Origin of the sequence: Benzoatithermus flavus (assembly GCF_037908215.1) — a bacterium.
Lineage (GTDB): Bacteria > Pseudomonadota > Alphaproteobacteria > Geminicoccales > Geminicoccaceae > Benzoatithermus > Benzoatithermus flavus.
Genome location: NZ_JBBLZC010000025.1, coordinates 18,145 through 35,227, shown reverse-complemented (window position 1 = coordinate 35,227; position 17,083 = coordinate 18,145). Strand labels below are relative to the sequence as shown.

Below are 17,083 nucleotides of genomic sequence, written 5' to 3'. Positions count from 1 at the left end.
CTCCTCGTCGATGCGGATGCGGGCGAGCACGCCGGCCATCGCGGGCTCCTTCGCCTGGCGCCCTCGCGCCGTCTCCTAGCATGGGCGGAGGGTAGCGGGCGAGCGCGCCCCGGCTCGCCCCGCGCGGCGGGATATGGCAGGAACGGTGCGGCCCTGCCTCTCGCCCGAGACCGCCGGAGGGAAGCGATCATGCGCGTGCTGTCGGTGACGCCCGAGTTCTTTCCGCTGATCAAGACCGGCGGGCTCGCCGACGTCGCCGGCGCCCTGCCGCTGGCGCTGGCGCCTCTGGGGGTCGAGATGCGCACCCTGCTCCCGGCCTACCGGTCGGTGTGGGAGCAGGTGGGTGGGGTCGAGCCCGTGGCGGCGCTGGACGATCTCTTCGGCGGCCCGGCCCGGCTCCTTGCCGCGCGGAGTGCGGCGGGAGCCGGGCTGCTTCTGCTCGACGCCCCGCATCTGTTCGACCGGCCGGGCAATCCCTATCTCGGCCCCGACGGCCGCGACTGGCCCGACAATCACCGCCGCTTCGCCGCCCTCGCCCGGGTCGCGCACCGGATCGGCACCGGGCTGCTCGAGAGCTGGCGGCCCGAGATCGTCCACGGCCACGACTGGCAGGCGGGCCTCGCCCCGGCCTATCTGGCGCTCGGCGGCGCTCCCAGGCCGGGAACCGTGTTCACCATCCACAATCTCGCCTTCCAGGGCGTGTTCCCGGCCTATCTCTTAGGCGAGCTCGGGCTGCCCTCGAGCGCCTTCTCGCTTCACGGGCTCGAATATTTCGGCAGCATCGGCTTTCTCAAGGCGGGCCTGTTCTATGCCGACCGGCTCACCACGGTGAGCCCCACTTATGCCCGCGAGATCCAGACCCCCACGCACGGCATGGGGCTCGACGGCTTGCTGCGCGCGCGCGCCGCCGATCTCGTCGGCATCACCAACGGCATCGATACCGCCGTCTGGGACCCGGCGCGCGACCCCCATCTCGCCGCCCCTTACGATGCCGCCGATCCCCTGCCCGGCAAGGCCCGGAACAAGCAGGCGCTGCAGGAGCGCTTCGCGCTCGAGCCGCGCGAGCGGGCCTGCCTGTTCTGTGCCGTCAGCCGCTTCACGGGCCAGAAAGGGATCGATCTCATCCTCGATGTTCTCCCCGAGATCTTCGGCCACGACGCCCAGCTCGTGGTCTTGGGCAGCGGCGATCCCCGGCTCGAGAGCGCCTTCCGCGCGGCCGCCAGCGCCCATCCCGGCCGGATCGGCTTCGTCGCCGGCTACGACGAGCCGCTCTCGCACCTGATCCAGGGCGGTGCGGACGTGATCCTGGTGCCGTCCCGCTTCGAGCCGTGCGGCCTCACCCAGCTCATCGGGCTGCGCTACGGCACGCTTCCCCTCGTCTCCCGGGTGGGCGGGCTCGCCGATACGGTGATCGACGCCAACGAGGCGGCGCTCGCCGACGGGGTCGCGACCGGCTTCCAGTTCGCGCCCGTCACGGCCGAGGCGCTCGCCGATGCGATCGCGCGCGCCATCGGCCTGTTCCGCGACCGCGCCCTCTGGGAAGCCATGGTCCGCCGGGCGATGACCCGCGCCGTCGGCTGGGACCGGGCGGCGCAGCACTATCGCGATCTCTACGCGAGCCTGCTCGCGAGCCGCGGCTGAGGCCGCGGCGGGAAGCCTTGCGGGGCTGACGCTTTTCGCCGATCTCGCGGTTCCGCTTCACGGCGGCGGCCCGAAGCGGCAGCGAGGCCATCCTCGCCCCTGGCGCCGCCGACAGCCGCCGGCCGTCATCCGACGTCGGATAGGGCGCTCGAGCGCGGCGTGGAACAGAAGGGCGAACGTGGCCCGAAGGTCGGGAGCCTGTGCAGGCTCCTCCACGCGAGCGTGGAGGAGATCCCTCCCGGGGTGCCGGGCGGAGGGGCGCCGTCCTCGGCCGCCTTGCTGCCGCGGCGGCGCCGAACCCGTCCCGTGTTCAGCCGGCGTTCGGCGGCAGGGTGCCGCGCCGATCCCGGAACGGGCGCACGAGAGGGGTGGCACCGCGCGCGTGCCGCCGGGCGAGCGCCGGGAAATCGACGCGCGCGATGCCGATGTCGTCGAGGTCGCGGTCGTCCAGCCGGCGCAGCACGTGGAGGGCTCGCCAGTAGCGAAGCTGCTCGCGAGCCCGGAGCAGGAGGCCGCCGAGAACGGTGCGCGGCCGCGCGCCGGAAGTGGGATCGGGCATCGTAGGTGTCCTGTCATGAGGAAGGCCGCCGGCGCGGGCGGCCGGCGATGCGGACGGGCAAGGCGCCTCGGGCACGCGGCCGAGGCATCCTCGGGGCGGCCCCCGCGCAAGAGCGCTTCAGCAGGCCCGATAGCGCCCCTGGACGAGAAGGGCCGGGGGCTGCCCGGCACGAGCGGAAGAAGGTGCGATCCGCCGCTCCGCCTCCTCCCGGGCCACCCGGACGATGTCGCCGCGGGCGAGGCCCAGCTCGGCGAGCTCGCGGTCGGAACAGGCCGCGAGCTCGGCGAGCACGGCGCGGAGCTCGCGCTGACGGGCCCAGGCGGCAAGGGCGTTCTTGAACGGGTTCATGGGTCCGATCTCCGGCAAGACCGGCGCCGGCGGGCCGAGGCCCGCGGAAGCCGGGAGGCCTTCACAGCCGCGGCGTGCGCGGCCATCCTCCCCGACCCGGCCGGCCCTTCTCGGCGGAGCCGGCCGCCCCGAGAGATAGGAGGAGGCCGTCGCCCCACCACCCATCATGGTGCAATGCAGCAATGCAATAGCCGATGAAACCCTGATCCTGTGCCAATCGGGGCTTCTGCAGGCAGAATCTATTGCTGCAATGCAATATAGCCGTTGCGGGGCACAGGTGTGCGGGAAAGCCGTGTCCTGCGCCGGCGAGCCGGAGCGCCCGGCGGATCTTGCATGTATTCCTAGCTTCGTGCCGTCATGCCGGGCTTCGTGCGTGTCCCCCGAGCGGCCGGGCCGCCTCATGCCCTGCCACCGAGCGACCCCGGCCGGGAACGCGCGCACGGCGTTTCTGCCCGAACGATTTCCGGCACCGTCCGCCGGCGGGAGGCGCGCGGCGGAGGGAAACCGGGCGCTTCGGCGCCGGAAAAGAAGCGGCCCCGGGCAGGAGATGCCCGGGGCCGCTTCGGGGCACCCGCCACCGCCGCCGGGAGGCGGGCGGCAGCGGCGGGTTCGCGGTGCCGATGCTTCAGGCCGCGAGCCTCTTGAGCTCGGCGAGGTTGGCCTGGACGCGCTGCGTCACCAGCTCGGCGACGCGACGCTGGGCGGCGACGCCGAGCTCGACACCCTGCTTCGCGGCCGCGACCGCCTTCTCGGCGACGGCCTTGGCGTCGGCGACGACGGTCTCGGGCTTCTTCGGCTCCTTGGCCTTGAGCGCCGCCTCGACCTCCGCGACCAGCTCGCTGGCATAGCCGTGCTGCAGCTTCACGATCGCCTGGGCGGCGTCGAGCAGCACGTTCTGCGCTTCCTGGACGGCGGCGAGGTTGGCCTTCTGCAGGGCGAACACGGCCTCGAGGTCGAACGTGGGCAGCTTCAGCTCGGGCAGCTTGAAGGTGCCGGGGAAGGGAGAGGCGGCGGCGGTGGCCATGACGGGACTCCGAGGTCTTTGCTGCAATGCACAATAAATAAGGTAAGCCATTGCCAGGCACAAGGGGTGTTTTTGTGCATTGCAGCAAAAATCGCCGGCGGGCTCACGAGGAGAAGGAGAGGACGACGCGCGTGCCGCGGTGGGCCGGGTCGAACAGGAGCTGGGCCTTGAGGCTCGCCGCCATCGCCCGCACCACCTGGGTGCCGAGGCCGCTGCCGCGCGCCGGTGCCTCGCCGCGCCAGCCGGTGCCGTCGTCCTCGACCGCGAGTTCGACCGTGCCTTCGGGCCGGTGCGCGAGCCGCACGCGGATGTCGCCGGTCCGGCTTGCGGGGTAGGCGTACTTCATGGCGTTGGTGACCAGCTCGGTGACGATGACCCCGAGCGCGACCGCCTTGTCGGTCGAGACCGCGACCGGCTCGGCCTCGAGCAGGAGGCGATGCCGGCGGCCGGCCGCGGCCACGGCCTCCTCGAGCTCCTGGACCAGGCTCGCGAGGTAGGCGTCGAGCTCGACGAAGCGCACGTCGTCCGAGGTGTAGAGGCGGCGATGGACCTGGGCGATGGCGGCGATGCGCCCTTGCGTCTCGATCAGCGCCTCGCGCGCCGCCGGGTCCTGGACCGTGGCCGCCTGCATGCTGACCAGGGACGCCACGAGCTGCAGGCTGTTCGCGACCCGGTGGTTGACCTCGCGCAGGAGCAGCTCGGCCCGATCGCGCGCCGCGCGCATGGCGGCATCGGCCGCCTCCTTCTCGCGCCGCAGGCGCCGTTGCGCGAGCGCCTGGCCGATGGCGGCATGGAGCAGGTCCAAGAACACGCCGGCCACGTCCTTGATCACGTAGTCGGCGGCCCCGGCCTTCAGGGCCGCGACCGCGATCCGCCCCTCGTCGGCGCCGGTGACGAAGATCACCGGCGGCGGATCGGGCAGGGCCTGGATCAGGGCGAGCGCCTCGAGCCCGGTCTTGCCCGGCATGTAGTGGTCGAGCGCGATGGCGTCGAAGACCGCACCGGCGCGCAGCCGCGCGAGCCCCGCCTCGGCGCTGGTCGCGAGCGTCACCTCGAGGCCCAGGCGGGCGAGGTGTTTCTGTGCCAGCCGGCCGAGGCCGGGATCGTCGTCGATGTAGAGCACGCGGACCGGTGCTGGTGCCGCCTCGGCCGCGCGCGGTACCGGACCGCTCACGTCGCGGCCTCGGGCACTTGCATCACCGAGAGGAACAGGCCGAGCTGCCGGATGGCCTGGGCGAAGGCGTCGTAGTCGACGGGCTTGGTGATGTAGACGTTGCAGCCGAGATCGTAGCAGCGCTGGACCTCGTGCCTGTCGTCGGTGGTGGTGAGCACGATGACGGGTACCAGCCGCAGCCGGTCGTGGCTCTTCAGGCGAGCCAGGATGTCGGTCCCGCTCATGTCGGGGAGGTTGAGGTCGAGAAGGACCAGAAGCGGGCTCGCCGCGAACTCGGGCTCGAGAAGACGGGCCAGGGCCGAGGTGCCGTCGCGCAGGTGCAGGATCGCGTTGCACACGCCGGCGCGGCGGACGTTCTTCTCGATCAGGCGCGCGTGGCCGTCGTCGTCCTCGATCATGACGATGGTCACGGGCTCTTGCCGCTGGCTCACGCTTCCGCTCCCTTCTCGGCTCGGCTCGGCAGGGTCCGGGGCAGGGTCACCCGGAAGGTGGTGCCGGCACCCGGCGCGGAGCGCAAGCCGATCGTGCCGCCGAGCCGGCGCACGAGTGCGCGCACGTGGGCGAGCCCGATGCCCTCGCCCGGCTGGTCCTGGGCGCCGGCGCGGCGGAACAGGTCGAAGATCCGCTCGTGGTCCCTGGGGTCGATGCCGCGGCCATTGTCCGTGACCTCGACCGCGACCGTGGCTTCGCTCGAGGCCCGGCCGCATACCGCGATCCAGCCCGGCCGGACCGGATCGCGATACTTGACCGCGTTCTCGAGGAGGTTGCCGAAGATCTGCTCGAGGGCGAGCCGGTCGCTCTCGAGCGTGACGGGGGCCTCGATGCGCAGCTCGACCCCGGCCGCCTCGAGCTGATGCGCGAGGCTGCGGGCGATGGCTTCGAGCAGCTCCTGGAGCTCGATCCGCTCGGGCTGGAGCGTGCGCCGGCCCTCGCGCGACAGCTTCAAGATCGCGTTGATCAGCCGGTCCATCTTCGCCGTCGAGGAGCGGATGAAGCCGATCGCCTCGGGCAGGTCCTGCTCGATCGCGGCCTCGATCTCTGTGCCCGCGAGCCCGGGTGCCGTCTCGGCCACGGCCCGGTAGAACCGGGCGATCCTACCTTGCGCCACCTCGAGCTCGCTCGTGAAGCCCATGACGTTGACGAGGGGTGCCCGCAGATCGTGGCTGACGATGTAGGCGAAGCGCTGGACCTCCTCGTTCGCGGCCGCAAGCTCGGCCGTGCGCGCGGCCACCGCCGCCTCGAGGTTCGCGTTCGCGGCCCGGAGCGCGTCGCGGGCACGCTCGAGCAGGAGCGTGCGCGCGGCGACCCGGCGCTCGAGCGAGAGGTTGAGCTCGCGCAAGGCCTCGCGCGCCGTCTCCGCGGCCGCCGCTGCGCGGGCCTGGGCGAGTGCGGCGCCGGCGAGGACGAGGGTGGCACTCAGACCTGCGGCCGCGAGCCAGGGAGCGAGGTCCCGGCTCGAACCGCGCTCGAAGCCGGCACGGGTGGTGAAGGCCACGACCCAGGGCGTGCCGGCGACCTCGAGCGGCAGGACCGCGCGGTAGCGGCCGGGTGCCGGCACGGCGGCCGCCGGCGGCAGCGGCTCGGAGGCGTGGAGCAGGCTTGCCGGCAGGGGGGCCGTCCCGGCATGGACGGCGAACGCGAGCTCGGGTGCGCGGTCCGGCGCCTCGCCCTGGGGGAGAACGTGGCGGAGCAGATCCCCGGCGCGGAACGGACTGTAGGCCCAGCCCACGAGCCGCTCGCGGCGCAGCGCCGTCGTCGGCGGCACGGCACCCCCGGCATAGACCGGCACGTAGACGAGAAAGCCCGCCTGCTTGTGCGCGGGATCGATCTCCTGGACCAGCTCGACCCGGCCCGAGGCGGCGGCCTCGCCGGTATCGCGCGCCCGCGCCATGGCCGCGCGCCGGGTGGGCTCGGTGAACATGTCGAAGCCGAGCGCCGCCCGGTTGCGCGCGTCCAGAGGCTCGAGATAGAGGATCGCCGTCCGCTCCTCCGCCCCGACACTCTCGGGCCAGAGCCGGAACCCCGCGTGGCCGGCGAGTCGCCGCATGGCCGCGACCAGCGTTTCCTCCTCGCCGCGGGCGACGCGCCGCGCGAAGCCGATGCCCTGCACCCCGGGATAGAGCTCGCGTAAGCGCAGCCGGTCGGCATAGGCCCGGAACGCCTCGGCGCTCACCCCGCTCTCGGCTGCGAACAGCCCGGCCGTGGCGCGCAAGAGCGCGATGTGGGTGTCGAGCCGGTCGCGGATCGCATCCAGCCCCTGGCGGGTCAGGTAGTGGAAGCGCTCGAGGTCGCGCTCGGCCGCGACCCGCGCCACCTGCCAGGCCGCGAGCAGCGTGCAGGTCGTGCCCACCACGAGCACCAGGACGGGAAGGATGGTCGGTCGCCGCCGCAGCAGGCGGCGCAGCGCGGCGAGGCGTCGCCCGGGTTCCGGCCCGGCCGCCGCCGGCCCGGGCGGGGCATCGGATCGTTCGGTGGCGATCTCGGCGGCTGCGGCGGACATGAGGCGGCGCTGGGCTCGTTCGACCGGGCCGGCGGCGCACCATGCTCCTTTCGCGCATGGTCGCCCGCGAGGCCGACATCGCTCCCAGTCTAGACGACCGGCCGCACGCCGTCATCCGCGGGCGGCCCACGCCGGCATCCGCCGCGCGTCAGGTCTCGACCACGGGCCGGTAGTCGCGCTCGCTCTTGCCGAAGGTCCAGGCGACCGCCTCGTGCGCGGTGGCGACGTGCGGCGGCACCGGCAGCCAGTGCACGCGCGGCCGGCCGTGCTCGTCCGGCACCGTGTCCTCGACCCGCACCAGCGCCGTGGGGGTCAGCGGCGAGCGGGTGACGAAGAGAGCACCCATCGGCCCCCGGTCGAGCGGTGCCGCCCCGAGGGCCGCGAAGAAGCGCGCGAACCCGATCCGCTCCATCGCCTCCAGCCGCAGCCCCGGATCGGGATCCTCGGCCACGAGACGGGCGAGCAGGCGGTCGGCGAGCCCGCGCCAGGGTGCCATGGCCAGGAGCAGGCAGGCGACCGGGCTCGCCTGGAGCAGCGCCAGCACCTCGGCATAGGGCGAACGGGCCGGCCGCCACCAGCGCCGCCACCCGCTCGCTATCGGCCGGTCGGCGGCTTCGCCCCGCACCAGGACGACCGCCGCCCGCTCGAACAGGGCCGCCGCCTCGCACACGTCGTCGACGGTGAGGGCTGCGCGCAGGAGCGGCGGCGGGTCCGTGAGCTGTCGGGCCGCATGGAGCGTGCGCCGGCGGTGCGCCGGCACCAGCCGGCCCAGGACCAGGCTGTGCTCGCGCTGCGTCCAGTCGAGACGCCGGCGCGCCAGCTCCTCGAGCCGGTTCCAGCCGGGCTCCTCGGCGGGCGGCGGCACGGGTCGGCCCGTCCGGCCGGGCGCATCGGCCAGCGCCCGCTCGAAGGTACGGGCGAGGACGTCGTCGATCGGCCGGCCGAGGAGGGCGGTGAGCCCGATGCCGTGACGACGGACCAGGCCGAGCCGGCCGGGCAGGCCGCCGTTCGCGAGCACGGCCGCCCGCAGCACGCCCATGAGGCTCGCGAGGCTCGCGAAGGCGGCGACCCCGGCGCGCAGCGATCCGGCGAGCGCCGCGAACGCCGCCGCGGCGGCGGCGGTGAGCAGCAGGACGGCGCCGCGGTCGGCGCGCAGCCGGGCCTGGGTGGGCTCGCTACCCTCGCACGGCCCGAAGGCAGTGAGCAGGACGATCACGCCCAGGACCAGGAGCAGGACCTGGATCGAGACATCGTGCTCGCCCGAGCTGCCGGCGACGAGCGCCAAGCCCCCCGGCACCAGGCTGCCGAGCCCCAGGAGAACGACGAGCGCGGTGACGTTGCGGGCCCCGGTGGCCGCGAGCAGCCGCACGAAAGCGGGCGCGTCTCCGGCCACGAGGACGATGGGCGGTGCCAGCCCGCAGACCCGGTAGAGCCGCTCGACCGCGCGTGCCGTGGGATGGGGCGGCGTGCCCTCAGTCCTGGACACGGCGCCAGAGGCCGGTTCCGGGATCGTAGCGCCGCTGCTGGATCACACGGTAGTTGCCGGGCGGCAGCTCGATGGCCCCGTGCTCGTCGTGGACGAGGCGGGCCAGCTTTTTCAGCGCCAGATAGCCGACCGCGAGCGGATCGCTGCCGTCCTGCCGGCGCAGGAACCGGATGTCGGGTCCGGCGGCGATGCAGTGCGCATGGCCGCTGACCTCGCCTTCGGCGAGGACGTGGACGAGCTCGCCCTTGCGCTCCCTCGCGGGAAGCTCGGCGCAGCCGACCGGCACGGCCGGGATCGGCTCGAGGAGGATATCACCTTGACGATAGAGACGGCATGCCATGCGACTATCTCCGCGCCCGTGACGACTTGCCGGGATAGCAGAATAACTGCCGAGAACGTCCGAAGTTGGCAGGAAAGCGCGAAGAATCCAAGAGGATGGCGGCAGAACCCGGACCTGCGGCCCGGAACGGGCGCCGGCGCCGCCCGGATGCCGGCGGCGGCGGCCGCGTCCCCGGTCCGCATGCCTGCCCGTGCCCTTCTGCCGCGAAGAGGCGGGGCCGAGCTCGCCCGAAGCCGGCCCGGCCGCGCCACCAGCGGGTGCGGAAGGGAAGGGGCTGCGGTGCCCGGCTCAGTCGACGCGCTGCAAGGGGCCGGCGGCGACGAAGTTGCGGGTGCTCAGCACCTGCACGCCCGCGCTATGCTCGCCGTTGAACGGGGTCACGTTCGCGGGGCAGGTGCCGCCCGCTCTCGCCGCGTCGGCGGGCGAGTTGAACCAGATGCCGAGATGGTAGGTGTGGATCGGGGCGAAGGCCGGGTTCCGGCCGCGCGCGTCGCCGGCATGGGTCGGGGCCGGCACCGGCCTCTGGCCCGCGCCGAGCGCGAAGGTCTCGACGTTGAAGCGGCCGACGAAGCTCTTCGTGACCGTGCCGTCCCGGCCGACCTCGAGGTCGCCGACATACCAGCCGATGCCGAACGGGAAGTCCGCGGCCTGGATGGTGAACAGATCGAGCGCCGTGCCGGGCGGGAGGCCGCGGACGGTGACGGTCATCCGCTCGGCGAAGCCGAGGCTGCGGATCGTGACATAGGCGGCAGCCCTGGGCGCGCAGCCCGCATCGAGCCCGTTCGCGCGCACCATGGGAAACGAGAACGTGCTCGCCGCTTCGGCCGGAGCGCCGGCGAAGGCCAGAAGACCCAGCATCAGGGCGGAGCCCGTCATGACCCGAGCGCGACTTGAGGCATGCTCGTTCAGCATGGCATTCCCTCCGCGTTTGACTGCAGCCCGTCTTGGGATCTGCAGCCCGGACCATAATAGATCCGTCCGGAGGCGAATGTGACGGCTACTACAGGACCGGCGAAGGGACGGCAGAGAAGGTGAGCGCCGGCTCAGGCCGGTGCCGGACCGGCATAGACCGCGTCCAGCGGCAGGACGAGGCCGAGCTCGTCCAGCGCCACCTGCGCCGCCCGGCCTTCGGCCTTTCCCTCCTGCCAGCGCCCGGCCGCGTCGCGCACGCGCCAGACGACGCGCGGCCGCCCGAGCGTCAAGAGGAGGATGCGCCGGAGTGCCGGGATCGCCTCGTAGGCCTCGAGCCGCGGTGCGAGCGCCGCTTGGTCCGCATCCTCCGGCACCACCTCGGCCACGAGCACAGGCTCGATCTCGCCCTTGTCCGGCTCAGCACCGGCGCGGGTCCGGCGGACCACGACCGGCGGGTAGAGCACGGCCTCGGCCTTGGGGCTCACCACCCGCAGCGAGGAGAGATGCAGCCGCTGGTCCGCGCGCTGCCAGCGCTGGTCGAGCGCCGCGAACAGGTTCACGATCAGCCGGGCATGAGCGTCGTCGCCGCCCGCCTTGCGGCGGACCTCGCCTCGAAGCCGCTCGAAGGCCCCGTCTTGTGCCGCCTCCCAGGCGAGGAACGCGGCGAAATCGCGGGGGGCTTCGGCGACGAGCGCATCGAGCGCACCGCTGATCTCGCGCAGGCTCGCGAGGATCTGGCTCAAAAGCGGTCCTGCGCGCGAGGCCTGCCGGACCTCCCAGGCGACCGGCTGCCCGTCCTCGCGCGCGTGGACGACGAGGAGCCCGCCCTCCAGCGTCCGCTGCCGGACCGGGGTCTCGGGAGGGACCGTCGCCAGGCGCACGAGGAGGCTGTCGGTCGCCGCGTCGTAGCGCAGCTCGTACCAGCGGGCACCATCCTGCATCGTTTCCGTTCTCTCCATGGCCGGGAAGGCCGTAGGGGCGCCCGGTCTTCCCGCCCGCTCCTGCGGACCGTCGCCCGGCCGCGTCGGGCTAGATGGGAAAGGAGAGCGTGACCGTCACCCCGCCGTCGCTCTCGATCGCGATCTCGCCCTCGATCTGCTGCACGAGGGCGTGAACCAGCCGGCAGCCGAGCGTCCCTTCCTGCATCGCCGCGACCATGCCGCTGCCGTGGTCGCGGAGACGGAGCCGCACCCGGTCGGGTGCCGGCCGCTGCACCTCCACCACGATGGTCGCCGCCCTCGCCGTCGGCGGGGCGTGCTTCACGGCGCCGGTGACGAGCTCGTTGACCACGAGGCCGAGACTCACGGCGGTCCTGGCCTCGATCGGGACGCCGCGCGCCGCGTCCAGGGCGAGCCGGATCCGACCGCCGACATCGGGCAGGGGCAGCGACGCGCACAGCTTCTCGAGATAGCGGGCGAGATCGACCCGCCTGCCGTCCTCGGACCGGTCGAGCAGATCGTAGGCCTGGGCCATGGCACCCAGACGCGCCTGCGCCTCCAGGAAGGCCGCCTTCCCGCCTTTGTCCGTCTGCTGCCGGGCCTGGATGACCAAAAGCGAGGAGATCAGGGCCAGGCTGTTCTTGGCGCGGTGGTTGACCTCCTGCTGCAGCAGCCGGTTCTGCTCGCCGAGCGCCGCGAGGCGGGCATCGGCCGCCGCCAGCGCCCGCGTCCGCTCGCTCACCTGCCGCTCCAGCTCCTCGTTCAGGCGCTGCAGCGCCAGCTCGGCCTCGCGGCGGCGCGTGACGTCGAGGAACGACAGGACATGATGGACGACCCGCCCGGTCGCGTCGGCCCGGGCGCACGCGGATACCGCCGCCCAGAAGGCGCTGCCGTCCTTGCGGTACTGCAGGAGCTCGAGGGTGACGTCCCGCCGCGCCGTGAGCGCGGCCGCGCGCGCCCGGACCGTCTCCGGCTCGGTCCCCGGCCCGTCGAGGAGCTGCGGTCCCCGCCCGAGCACCTCGTCCAGAGCGTAGCCGGAAAGTTCGAGGAAGGCCGGGTTGGCGAAGATCACCGGGGCGCCCGGCAGGGTGGCATCGGTGACCAGCATGGGCACGCAGATGGCCTCGACGGCTTCCACGAACGAGCCGCTCTGCCGGCGCGAGGCCTCGAACGCCTGCATGGCCTCGCTGCGCGGCGGCGGAGGGTCCGGCTCGACGGCGATCATGGCATACCATGCCATGATCGGCGGCGGTTGAGAAGGCTGGGAACATCGGCCCGTTTTCCATAAAGCGACTTATCGGGGAGCGTGCCGAGCATCCGCGCAGTCGTCGGCAAACATTGCCGTCGTGAAGCGGCGGCGGGCAGTCCGTCACTTGCCGCCGGCAAGTAAAGCCGGCCACGAAGCGCCGTGGTTCCGGCGCATGGATACTTGGCGCATCGGCCGCTATCGTGGCCGTCACGGCATCCTTCGGGCTCGTGCTTCCCGTCGCTCGCGACCGTGCGGCCGGATGGCGGACTGCCGCGAGCCTCGGGGTGTGCTAGTCTTCGCGGCGAGAGCAAGGCTTCCCCCAGGACGCGCTGCCGGCGCTCGGATGCATCGCCCGCAGCCAGCGCTCGAGATCGCCGCGTGACCTCACCCGCCGCCCCGTCGTGGGGCCGCCCCCGCTCCGGCCGGCCGTTTCCCTTGGGCGTCAGCTTCGAAGGGGATGGCGTCAACCTCGCCGTGTTCTCGGCCCATGCCGAGCGCATCGAGCTCTGCCTGTTCGATGCCGCGGGCGAGCACGAGATCGCGCGGCTCGGGCTGCCCGAGCGCACCGACCAGGTGTTCCACGGCTTCTTCCCGGGCCTCGCCCCGGGCCAGCTCTACGGCCTGCGCGCGCACGGGGCCTGGGCGCCGGAGCGCGGGCACCGCTTCAACCCGGCGAAGCTCCTGCTCGATCCCCATGCCCGGGCGGTCAGGGGTGCTTTCCGCTGGGCGGGGCCGAACCTGGTCGATCCCGCCGCCCCCTTCGTCCCGGACCCGCGCGACAGCGCCCCCTTCGTGCCCAAAGGCGTCATGCTGCCGGCCCCCACCGCGGCGGCGGGCGATCCCGGCCGGCCGCGCGTCCCTTGGGAGCGCAGCGTCCTCTACGAGGCCCATGTCCGGGGGCTCACGCGGCTCCATCCCGCCGTCCCGGCCGCGGAGCGCGGCAGCTACCGCGCCCTCGCCCATCCGGCCGTGATCGAGCATCTGGTGCGGCTCGGCGTCACCACGGTCGAGCTCATGCCGGTCGCGGCTTTCCTCGACGAGCTGCGCCTCGTCCGGCTCGGGCTCCAGAACTACTGGGGCTACAACCCTTACGCCTTCCTCGCCGCCGAGCCGCGCTTCGCCGCGAGCGGGGATCCGGCGGCCGAGTTCGCCGCTGCGATCCGAGCGCTGCATGCGGCCGGGATCGAGGTCGTGCTCGACGTGGTCTTCAACCACACCGCCGAGACCGACCATCTCGGCCCCACCCTGTCGTGGCGCGGCCTCGACAATGCCAGCTACTACCGGCTCGAGCCGGCCGACCCGCGCCGCTACGTCAACCATACCGGCTGCGGCAACACGCTGAATCTCGCCCATTCACGCGTGCTGCAGCTCGTCCTCGACAGCTTGCGTCACTGGGCCGCTCTGGGGGTCGACGGCTTCCGCTTCGATCTCGCCACGACCTTGGGGCGCACACGCGAGGATTCGTTCTCGCCCGAGGCCCCCTTCTTCCAGGCGATCGCCCAGGATCCGAGCTTGGGCGGGCTCAAGCTCGTGGCCGAGCCCTGGGATCTCGGCCCCGGCGGCTACCGCCAGGGCGACTTCCCGCCGCCGTTCGCGATGTGGAACGACCGTTTCCGCGACTGTGTCCGCCGGTTCTGGCGCGGCGACGAGGCGGTACTGCCGGAGCTCGCCGGCCGGATCTTGGGCTCGGCCGAGCTCTTCGAGCCGCGCGGCCGCCCGCCCCAGGCCGGGATCAACTACGTCACGAGCCACGACGGCTTCACGCTGCGTGATCTCGTCACCTACGCCGAGCGGCACAACGAGGCCAACGGCGAGCACAACAGGGACGGACACCACACCAACTTCAGCGCCAATCACGGTGTCGAGGGACCGACCACGGATCCCGGGATCCGGCGCTTGCGCGAGAAGCAGCGGCGCAACCTCGTGACGACGCTGCTCCTTGCGCAGGGCGTGCCGATGCTGCTCATGGGCGACGAGTTCGGCCGCAGCCAGAACGGCAACAACAACGCCTACTGCCAGGACAACGAGCTGAGCTGGTGCCACTGGCGGGATCTCGCCGCCGAGGACCGGGCGTTCATGGACTTCGTGCGCCGGGTGGTGGCCTTGCGGCAGGCGCATCCGATCCTGCGCCGGACCCGGTTCCTGCACGGCCGCGAGGCGGTTGCCGCCGGGCTCAAGGACGTGACCTGGCTCGCCGAGGACGGGCGGGAGATGAGCGAGGCCCGCTGGCGCGAGCCTGCGAATCGCTGCCTCGGCCTGATGCTCGCCGATGCGGCCGAGATCCTTCTCCTGCTCCTGAACGCGCAGGGTCATCCCGTGCCGTTCGTCCTGCCGGCGATCGGCGCCGGCTGGGACGTCCTTCTCGACACGGCCGTCCCGGAGGCGGCCGGCCGTTCCGCTCCGGGCCGGAGCCTCGCGCTTGCCGCCGCGAGCCTCGTCCTGCTTCGCGCTCGTGCCCGCTGAGGGTCGGCGGAACCTCGCCCCGCACGCCGTCGTTCGCAAGCGGCGATGCCGGCGCTAAGAGAAGCCGGGCAGCCGCAAGCGAGGGAGGCGCGCGATGCAGGTGACGACGATCCCGACCCGGCCGATCCCGGGCCAAAAGCCCGGCACCTCGGGCCTGCGCAAGAAGGTGCGGGTGTTCCAGGAGCCGCACTTCCTCGAAAACTTCGTCCAGGCGATCTTCGATTGCGCGCCCGAGCTCGCGGGCGGCACGCTCGTGCTGGGTGGCGACGGGCGCTGGTTCAACGAGCGCGCCATCCAGACCATCTTGAAGATGGCGGCCGGCAATGGTGTCGGCCGGGTGGTGGTGGGAAGGAACGGCCTGCTCTCGACCCCCGCCGCCTCCAACCTGATCCGGGAGCTCAAGGCCGCGGGCGGGATCATCCTCTCGGCCTCGCACAACCCGGGCGGGCCCGAGGGCGATTTCGGCGTCAAGTTCAACATCGCCAACGGCGGCCCGGCACCCGAGAAGGTGACGGAAGCCATCCATGCCCGCACGCAAGGCATCACGGAATATCGCCGGGCCGAGGTCCCCGACCTCGATCTCGCCACCTTGGGCGAGACCCGGCTCGGCGAGCTTACGGTCGAGGTGGTCGACCCGGTCGAGGCTTACGCCCGGCTGATGCAGCGCCTGTTCGACTTCGACGCCATCCGCGACCTGTTCCGTTCGGGCTTTCGCATGCGCTTCGATGCCATGAGCGCCGTCACCGGCCCTTACGCGAAACGCATCCTCGAGGACATGCTGGGGGCACCCGAAGGCACGGTCGTCAACGCCACACCACTCCCCGACTTCGGCGGCCACCATCCCGACCCGAACCTCGTCCACTGCGCGGCGCTCGTGGCCCTCATGAACGGGCCGGACGCCCCCGATCTCGGCGCCGCTTCCGACGGCGACGGCGACCGCAACCTGATCCACGGCCCCGGCCTGTTCGTCGCCCCCTCGGACAGCCTGGCACTGCTCGCCGCCAACGCCCACCTCGCTCCCGGCTATGCCGGCGGGCTCAAGGGGGTGGCGCGCTCGATGCCGACCTCGGCCGCGGTCGACCGGGTGGCCGCAAAGCTCGGCATCCCCTGCTTCGAGACGCCGACGGGCTGGAAGTTCTTCGGCAACCTGCTCGATGCCGGGATGGCCACTTTGTGCGGCGAGGAGAGCGCCGGCACCGGTTCGGACCACGTGCGCGAGAAGGACGGGCTCTGGGCGGTCCTCCTCTGGCTCAACGTCCTGGCCAAGCGGCGGCAGAGCGTCCCCGAGATCGTGCGCCGGCACTGGGCCGAGTTCGGCCGCAACTATTACAGCCGGCACGACTACGAGGCGCTCGATGCCGGTATCGCCCAGGCGCTCGTGCGCGATCTCCGGGCGAAGCTCCCGGCCCTCCCGGGCCGCAGGCTCGGCGAGGAGACGGTAACGCTCGCCGACGACTTCGCCTATCGCGATCCCGTCGACGGCTCGTTCAGCGAGCACCAGGGGATCCGGATCGGCTTTCGGAGCGGGGCCCGGGTCGTGTTCCGGCTCTCCGGCACCGGCACCGAAGGGGCGACGCTGCGGGTCTATCTCGAGCGCTACGAGCCCGTGCGCATCGACGAGGACACCCAGGCCTTCCTCGCCCCGCTCGTCGCCCTCGCCGAGGAGGTGGCGGAGATCAAGAAGCGCACCGGCAGGACCGGGCCCGACGTGATCACCTGAGCGGAAGGGCGGCTCTCGAGAAGGCCGTCAGGACGCCGGCCGCGGCGCGGGCGAGGAGCGCCGGGAGATCGCGCGAGCCACGGGCGAGGGCGGAGCCGGGCCTCACGGCGGCGGTCCGGGGCCTCAGTCCTTGGCACGCTCCACGTAAGAACCGTCCTCGGTCATGATGACGACGCGCGTGCCGGCGGTGATGTGCGGCGGGACCATGGTGCGCACACCATTGGAGAGCACGGCCGGCTTGTAGGACGAGGAGGCGGTCTGACCCTTCACCGTGGGCTCGGTCTCGACCACCTCGAGCACCACCCGCTGCGGCAGCTCGATCGCGATCGGCACCCCCTCGTGCAGGCTCAGCAGGCAGGCCATGCCCTCCTGCAGATAGGCCGCCTGGTCGCCGATCACGTCGCGGCTCACCGTCACCTGGTCGTAGGTCTCGGGGTTCATGAAGTGGAAACCCTCGGCATCCTCGTAGAGGAAGTGATGCTCTTTGGCCTCGACGAAGGCGCGCTCGACCTGCTCGGTGGTGCGGAAGCGCTCGGAGATCTTGACCCCGTCGCTGATCCGGCGGAGATCGAGCTGCGTGACGGGCGTGCCCTTGCCGGGGTGGATGTTCTGCGCCGTCAGGACGACGTAGAGCTTGCCGTCGAGGTCGACGACGTTGCCCTTGCGCAGCGAGCTCGCGATGACCTTGGCCATGATGTTCCTGCCTTCGTGGGAGGGGCGCGCGGGGGC

Annotated in this window: 15 protein-coding genes; 3 read left to right on the top strand and 12 right to left on the bottom strand. The window is 72.6% G+C overall.

Annotated features, from left to right (window positions below; translation table 11 throughout):
* Positions 1–189 precede the first annotated feature (189 nt).
* Entirely contained in the window at positions 190–1,641 is a 1,452-nt protein-coding gene (gene glgA / locus U1T56_RS19605; RefSeq protein ID WP_418161189.1) for a glycogen synthase GlgA, read from the top strand.
* Positions 1,642–1,951: 310 nt separating this feature from the next.
* Here the strand turns inward: glgA and U1T56_RS19600 are convergent, their stop codons facing one another.
* The 11 genes from U1T56_RS19600 to U1T56_RS19550 all read right to left on the bottom strand — a co-directional run bounded on the left by U1T56_RS19600 (position 1,952) and on the right by U1T56_RS19550 (position 12,147).
* Positions 1,952–2,200, bottom strand: a complete 249-nt coding sequence (locus U1T56_RS19600; RefSeq protein WP_418161188.1) for a YjiS-like domain-containing protein — start codon at positions 2,198–2,200, stop codon at positions 1,952–1,954.
* Positions 2,201–2,317: 117 nt separating this feature from the next.
* Positions 2,318–2,548, bottom strand: coding sequence for a DUF1127 domain-containing protein (locus U1T56_RS19595; protein ID WP_418161187.1), 231 nt, complete (start codon positions 2,546–2,548; stop codon positions 2,318–2,320).
* A gap of 625 nt (positions 2,549–3,173) precedes the next feature.
* The gene (locus U1T56_RS19590) at positions 3,174–3,572 is read right to left on the bottom strand and encodes a phasin family protein (RefSeq protein ID WP_418161186.1); all 399 of its coding nucleotides are present in this window, start codon (positions 3,570–3,572) and stop codon (positions 3,174–3,176) included.
* Between the two features lie 103 nt (positions 3,573–3,675).
* Positions 3,676–4,746: a sensor histidine kinase gene (locus tag U1T56_RS19585; protein ID WP_418161185.1), complete on the bottom strand. Its 1,071-nt coding sequence runs from the start codon at positions 4,744–4,746 to the stop codon at positions 3,676–3,678.
* The gene (locus U1T56_RS19580) at positions 4,743–5,144 is read right to left on the bottom strand and encodes a response regulator (RefSeq protein WP_418161216.1); all 402 of its coding nucleotides are present in this window, start codon (positions 5,142–5,144) and stop codon (positions 4,743–4,745) included. Before U1T56_RS19580 ends, U1T56_RS19585 begins: the two co-directional genes overlap by 4 nt.
* A 29-nt stretch (positions 5,145–5,173) precedes the next feature.
* Positions 5,174–7,246 (bottom strand): CHASE domain-containing protein, encoded by a 2,073-nt coding sequence (locus U1T56_RS19575; protein ID WP_418161184.1) that lies wholly within the window; start codon positions 7,244–7,246, stop codon positions 5,174–5,176.
* A 148-nt stretch (positions 7,247–7,394) separates the two neighbouring features.
* Entirely contained in the window at positions 7,395–8,732 is a 1,338-nt protein-coding gene (locus U1T56_RS19570) for a DUF6745 domain-containing protein (RefSeq protein ID WP_418161183.1), read from the bottom strand.
* Entirely contained in the window at positions 8,719–9,072 is a 354-nt protein-coding gene (locus U1T56_RS19565; protein WP_418161182.1) for a hypothetical protein, read from the bottom strand. The genes U1T56_RS19570 and U1T56_RS19565 overlap by 14 nt, the downstream gene beginning before the upstream one ends.
* A 288-nt stretch (positions 9,073–9,360) precedes the next feature.
* Positions 9,361–9,984, bottom strand: a complete 624-nt coding sequence (locus U1T56_RS19560; protein WP_418161181.1) for a hypothetical protein — start codon at positions 9,982–9,984, stop codon at positions 9,361–9,363.
* Between the two features lie 131 nt (positions 9,985–10,115).
* The gene (locus tag U1T56_RS19555; RefSeq protein WP_418161180.1) at positions 10,116–10,925 is read right to left on the bottom strand and encodes a Uma2 family endonuclease; all 810 of its coding nucleotides are present in this window, start codon (positions 10,923–10,925) and stop codon (positions 10,116–10,118) included.
* Positions 10,926–11,013: 88 nt separating this feature from the next.
* On the bottom strand, positions 11,014–12,147 hold the full coding sequence (locus tag U1T56_RS19550) for a sensor histidine kinase (RefSeq protein WP_418161179.1): 1,134 nt from the start codon (positions 12,145–12,147) through the stop codon (positions 11,014–11,016).
* A gap of 402 nt (positions 12,148–12,549) precedes the next feature.
* Here U1T56_RS19550 and glgX point away from each other — a divergent pair, with 402 nt between their 5' ends.
* Together glgX and U1T56_RS19540 are read left to right on the top strand one after the other, a co-directional pair.
* Positions 12,550–14,634, top strand: coding sequence for a glycogen debranching protein GlgX (glgX, locus tag U1T56_RS19545; protein ID WP_418161178.1), 2,085 nt, complete (start codon positions 12,550–12,552; stop codon positions 14,632–14,634).
* Between the two features lie 94 nt (positions 14,635–14,728).
* A complete protein-coding gene (locus tag U1T56_RS19540; RefSeq protein ID WP_418161177.1) occupies positions 14,729–16,354 on the top strand; it encodes an alpha-D-glucose phosphate-specific phosphoglucomutase in 1,626 nt (541 codons plus the stop codon).
* A gap of 123 nt (positions 16,355–16,477) precedes the next feature.
* Here U1T56_RS19540 and efp read toward each other — a convergent pair whose 3' ends face one another.
* Positions 16,478–17,047: an elongation factor P gene (gene efp / locus U1T56_RS19535; protein WP_418161176.1), complete on the bottom strand. Its 570-nt coding sequence runs from the start codon at positions 17,045–17,047 to the stop codon at positions 16,478–16,480.
* Positions 17,048–17,083 lie beyond the last annotated feature (36 nt).

Coding starts and splice junctions, on each gene's coding strand:
- glgA (WP_418161189.1), top strand. CDS start 190: ATGCGCGTGCTGTCGGTGACGCCCGAGTTCTTTCCGCTGATCAAGACC.
- U1T56_RS19600 (WP_418161188.1), bottom strand. CDS start 2,200: ATGCCCGATCCCACTTCCGGCGCGCGGCCGCGCACCGTTCTCGGCGGC.
- U1T56_RS19595 (WP_418161187.1), bottom strand. CDS start 2,548: ATGAACCCGTTCAAGAACGCCCTTGCCGCCTGGGCCCGTCAGCGCGAG.
- U1T56_RS19590 (WP_418161186.1), bottom strand. CDS start 3,572: ATGGCCACCGCCGCCGCCTCTCCCTTCCCCGGCACCTTCAAGCTGCCC.
- U1T56_RS19580 (WP_418161216.1), bottom strand. CDS start 5,144: ATGATCGAGGACGACGACGGCCACGCGCGCCTGATCGAGAAGAACGTC.
- U1T56_RS19575 (WP_418161184.1), bottom strand. CDS start 7,246: ATGTCCGCCGCAGCCGCCGAGATCGCCACCGAACGATCCGATGCCCCG.
- U1T56_RS19565 (WP_418161182.1), bottom strand. CDS start 9,072: ATGGCATGCCGTCTCTATCGTCAAGGTGATATCCTCCTCGAGCCGATC.
- U1T56_RS19560 (WP_418161181.1), bottom strand. CDS start 9,984: ATGCTGAACGAGCATGCCTCAAGTCGCGCTCGGGTCATGACGGGCTCC.
- U1T56_RS19555 (WP_418161180.1), bottom strand. CDS start 10,925: ATGCAGGATGGTGCCCGCTGGTACGAGCTGCGCTACGACGCGGCGACC.
- U1T56_RS19550 (WP_418161179.1), bottom strand. CDS start 12,147: ATGATCGCCGTCGAGCCGGACCCTCCGCCGCCGCGCAGCGAGGCCATG.
- U1T56_RS19540 (WP_418161177.1), top strand. CDS start 14,729: ATGCAGGTGACGACGATCCCGACCCGGCCGATCCCGGGCCAAAAGCCC.
- efp (WP_418161176.1), bottom strand. CDS start 17,047: ATGGCCAAGGTCATCGCGAGCTCGCTGCGCAAGGGCAACGTCGTCGAC.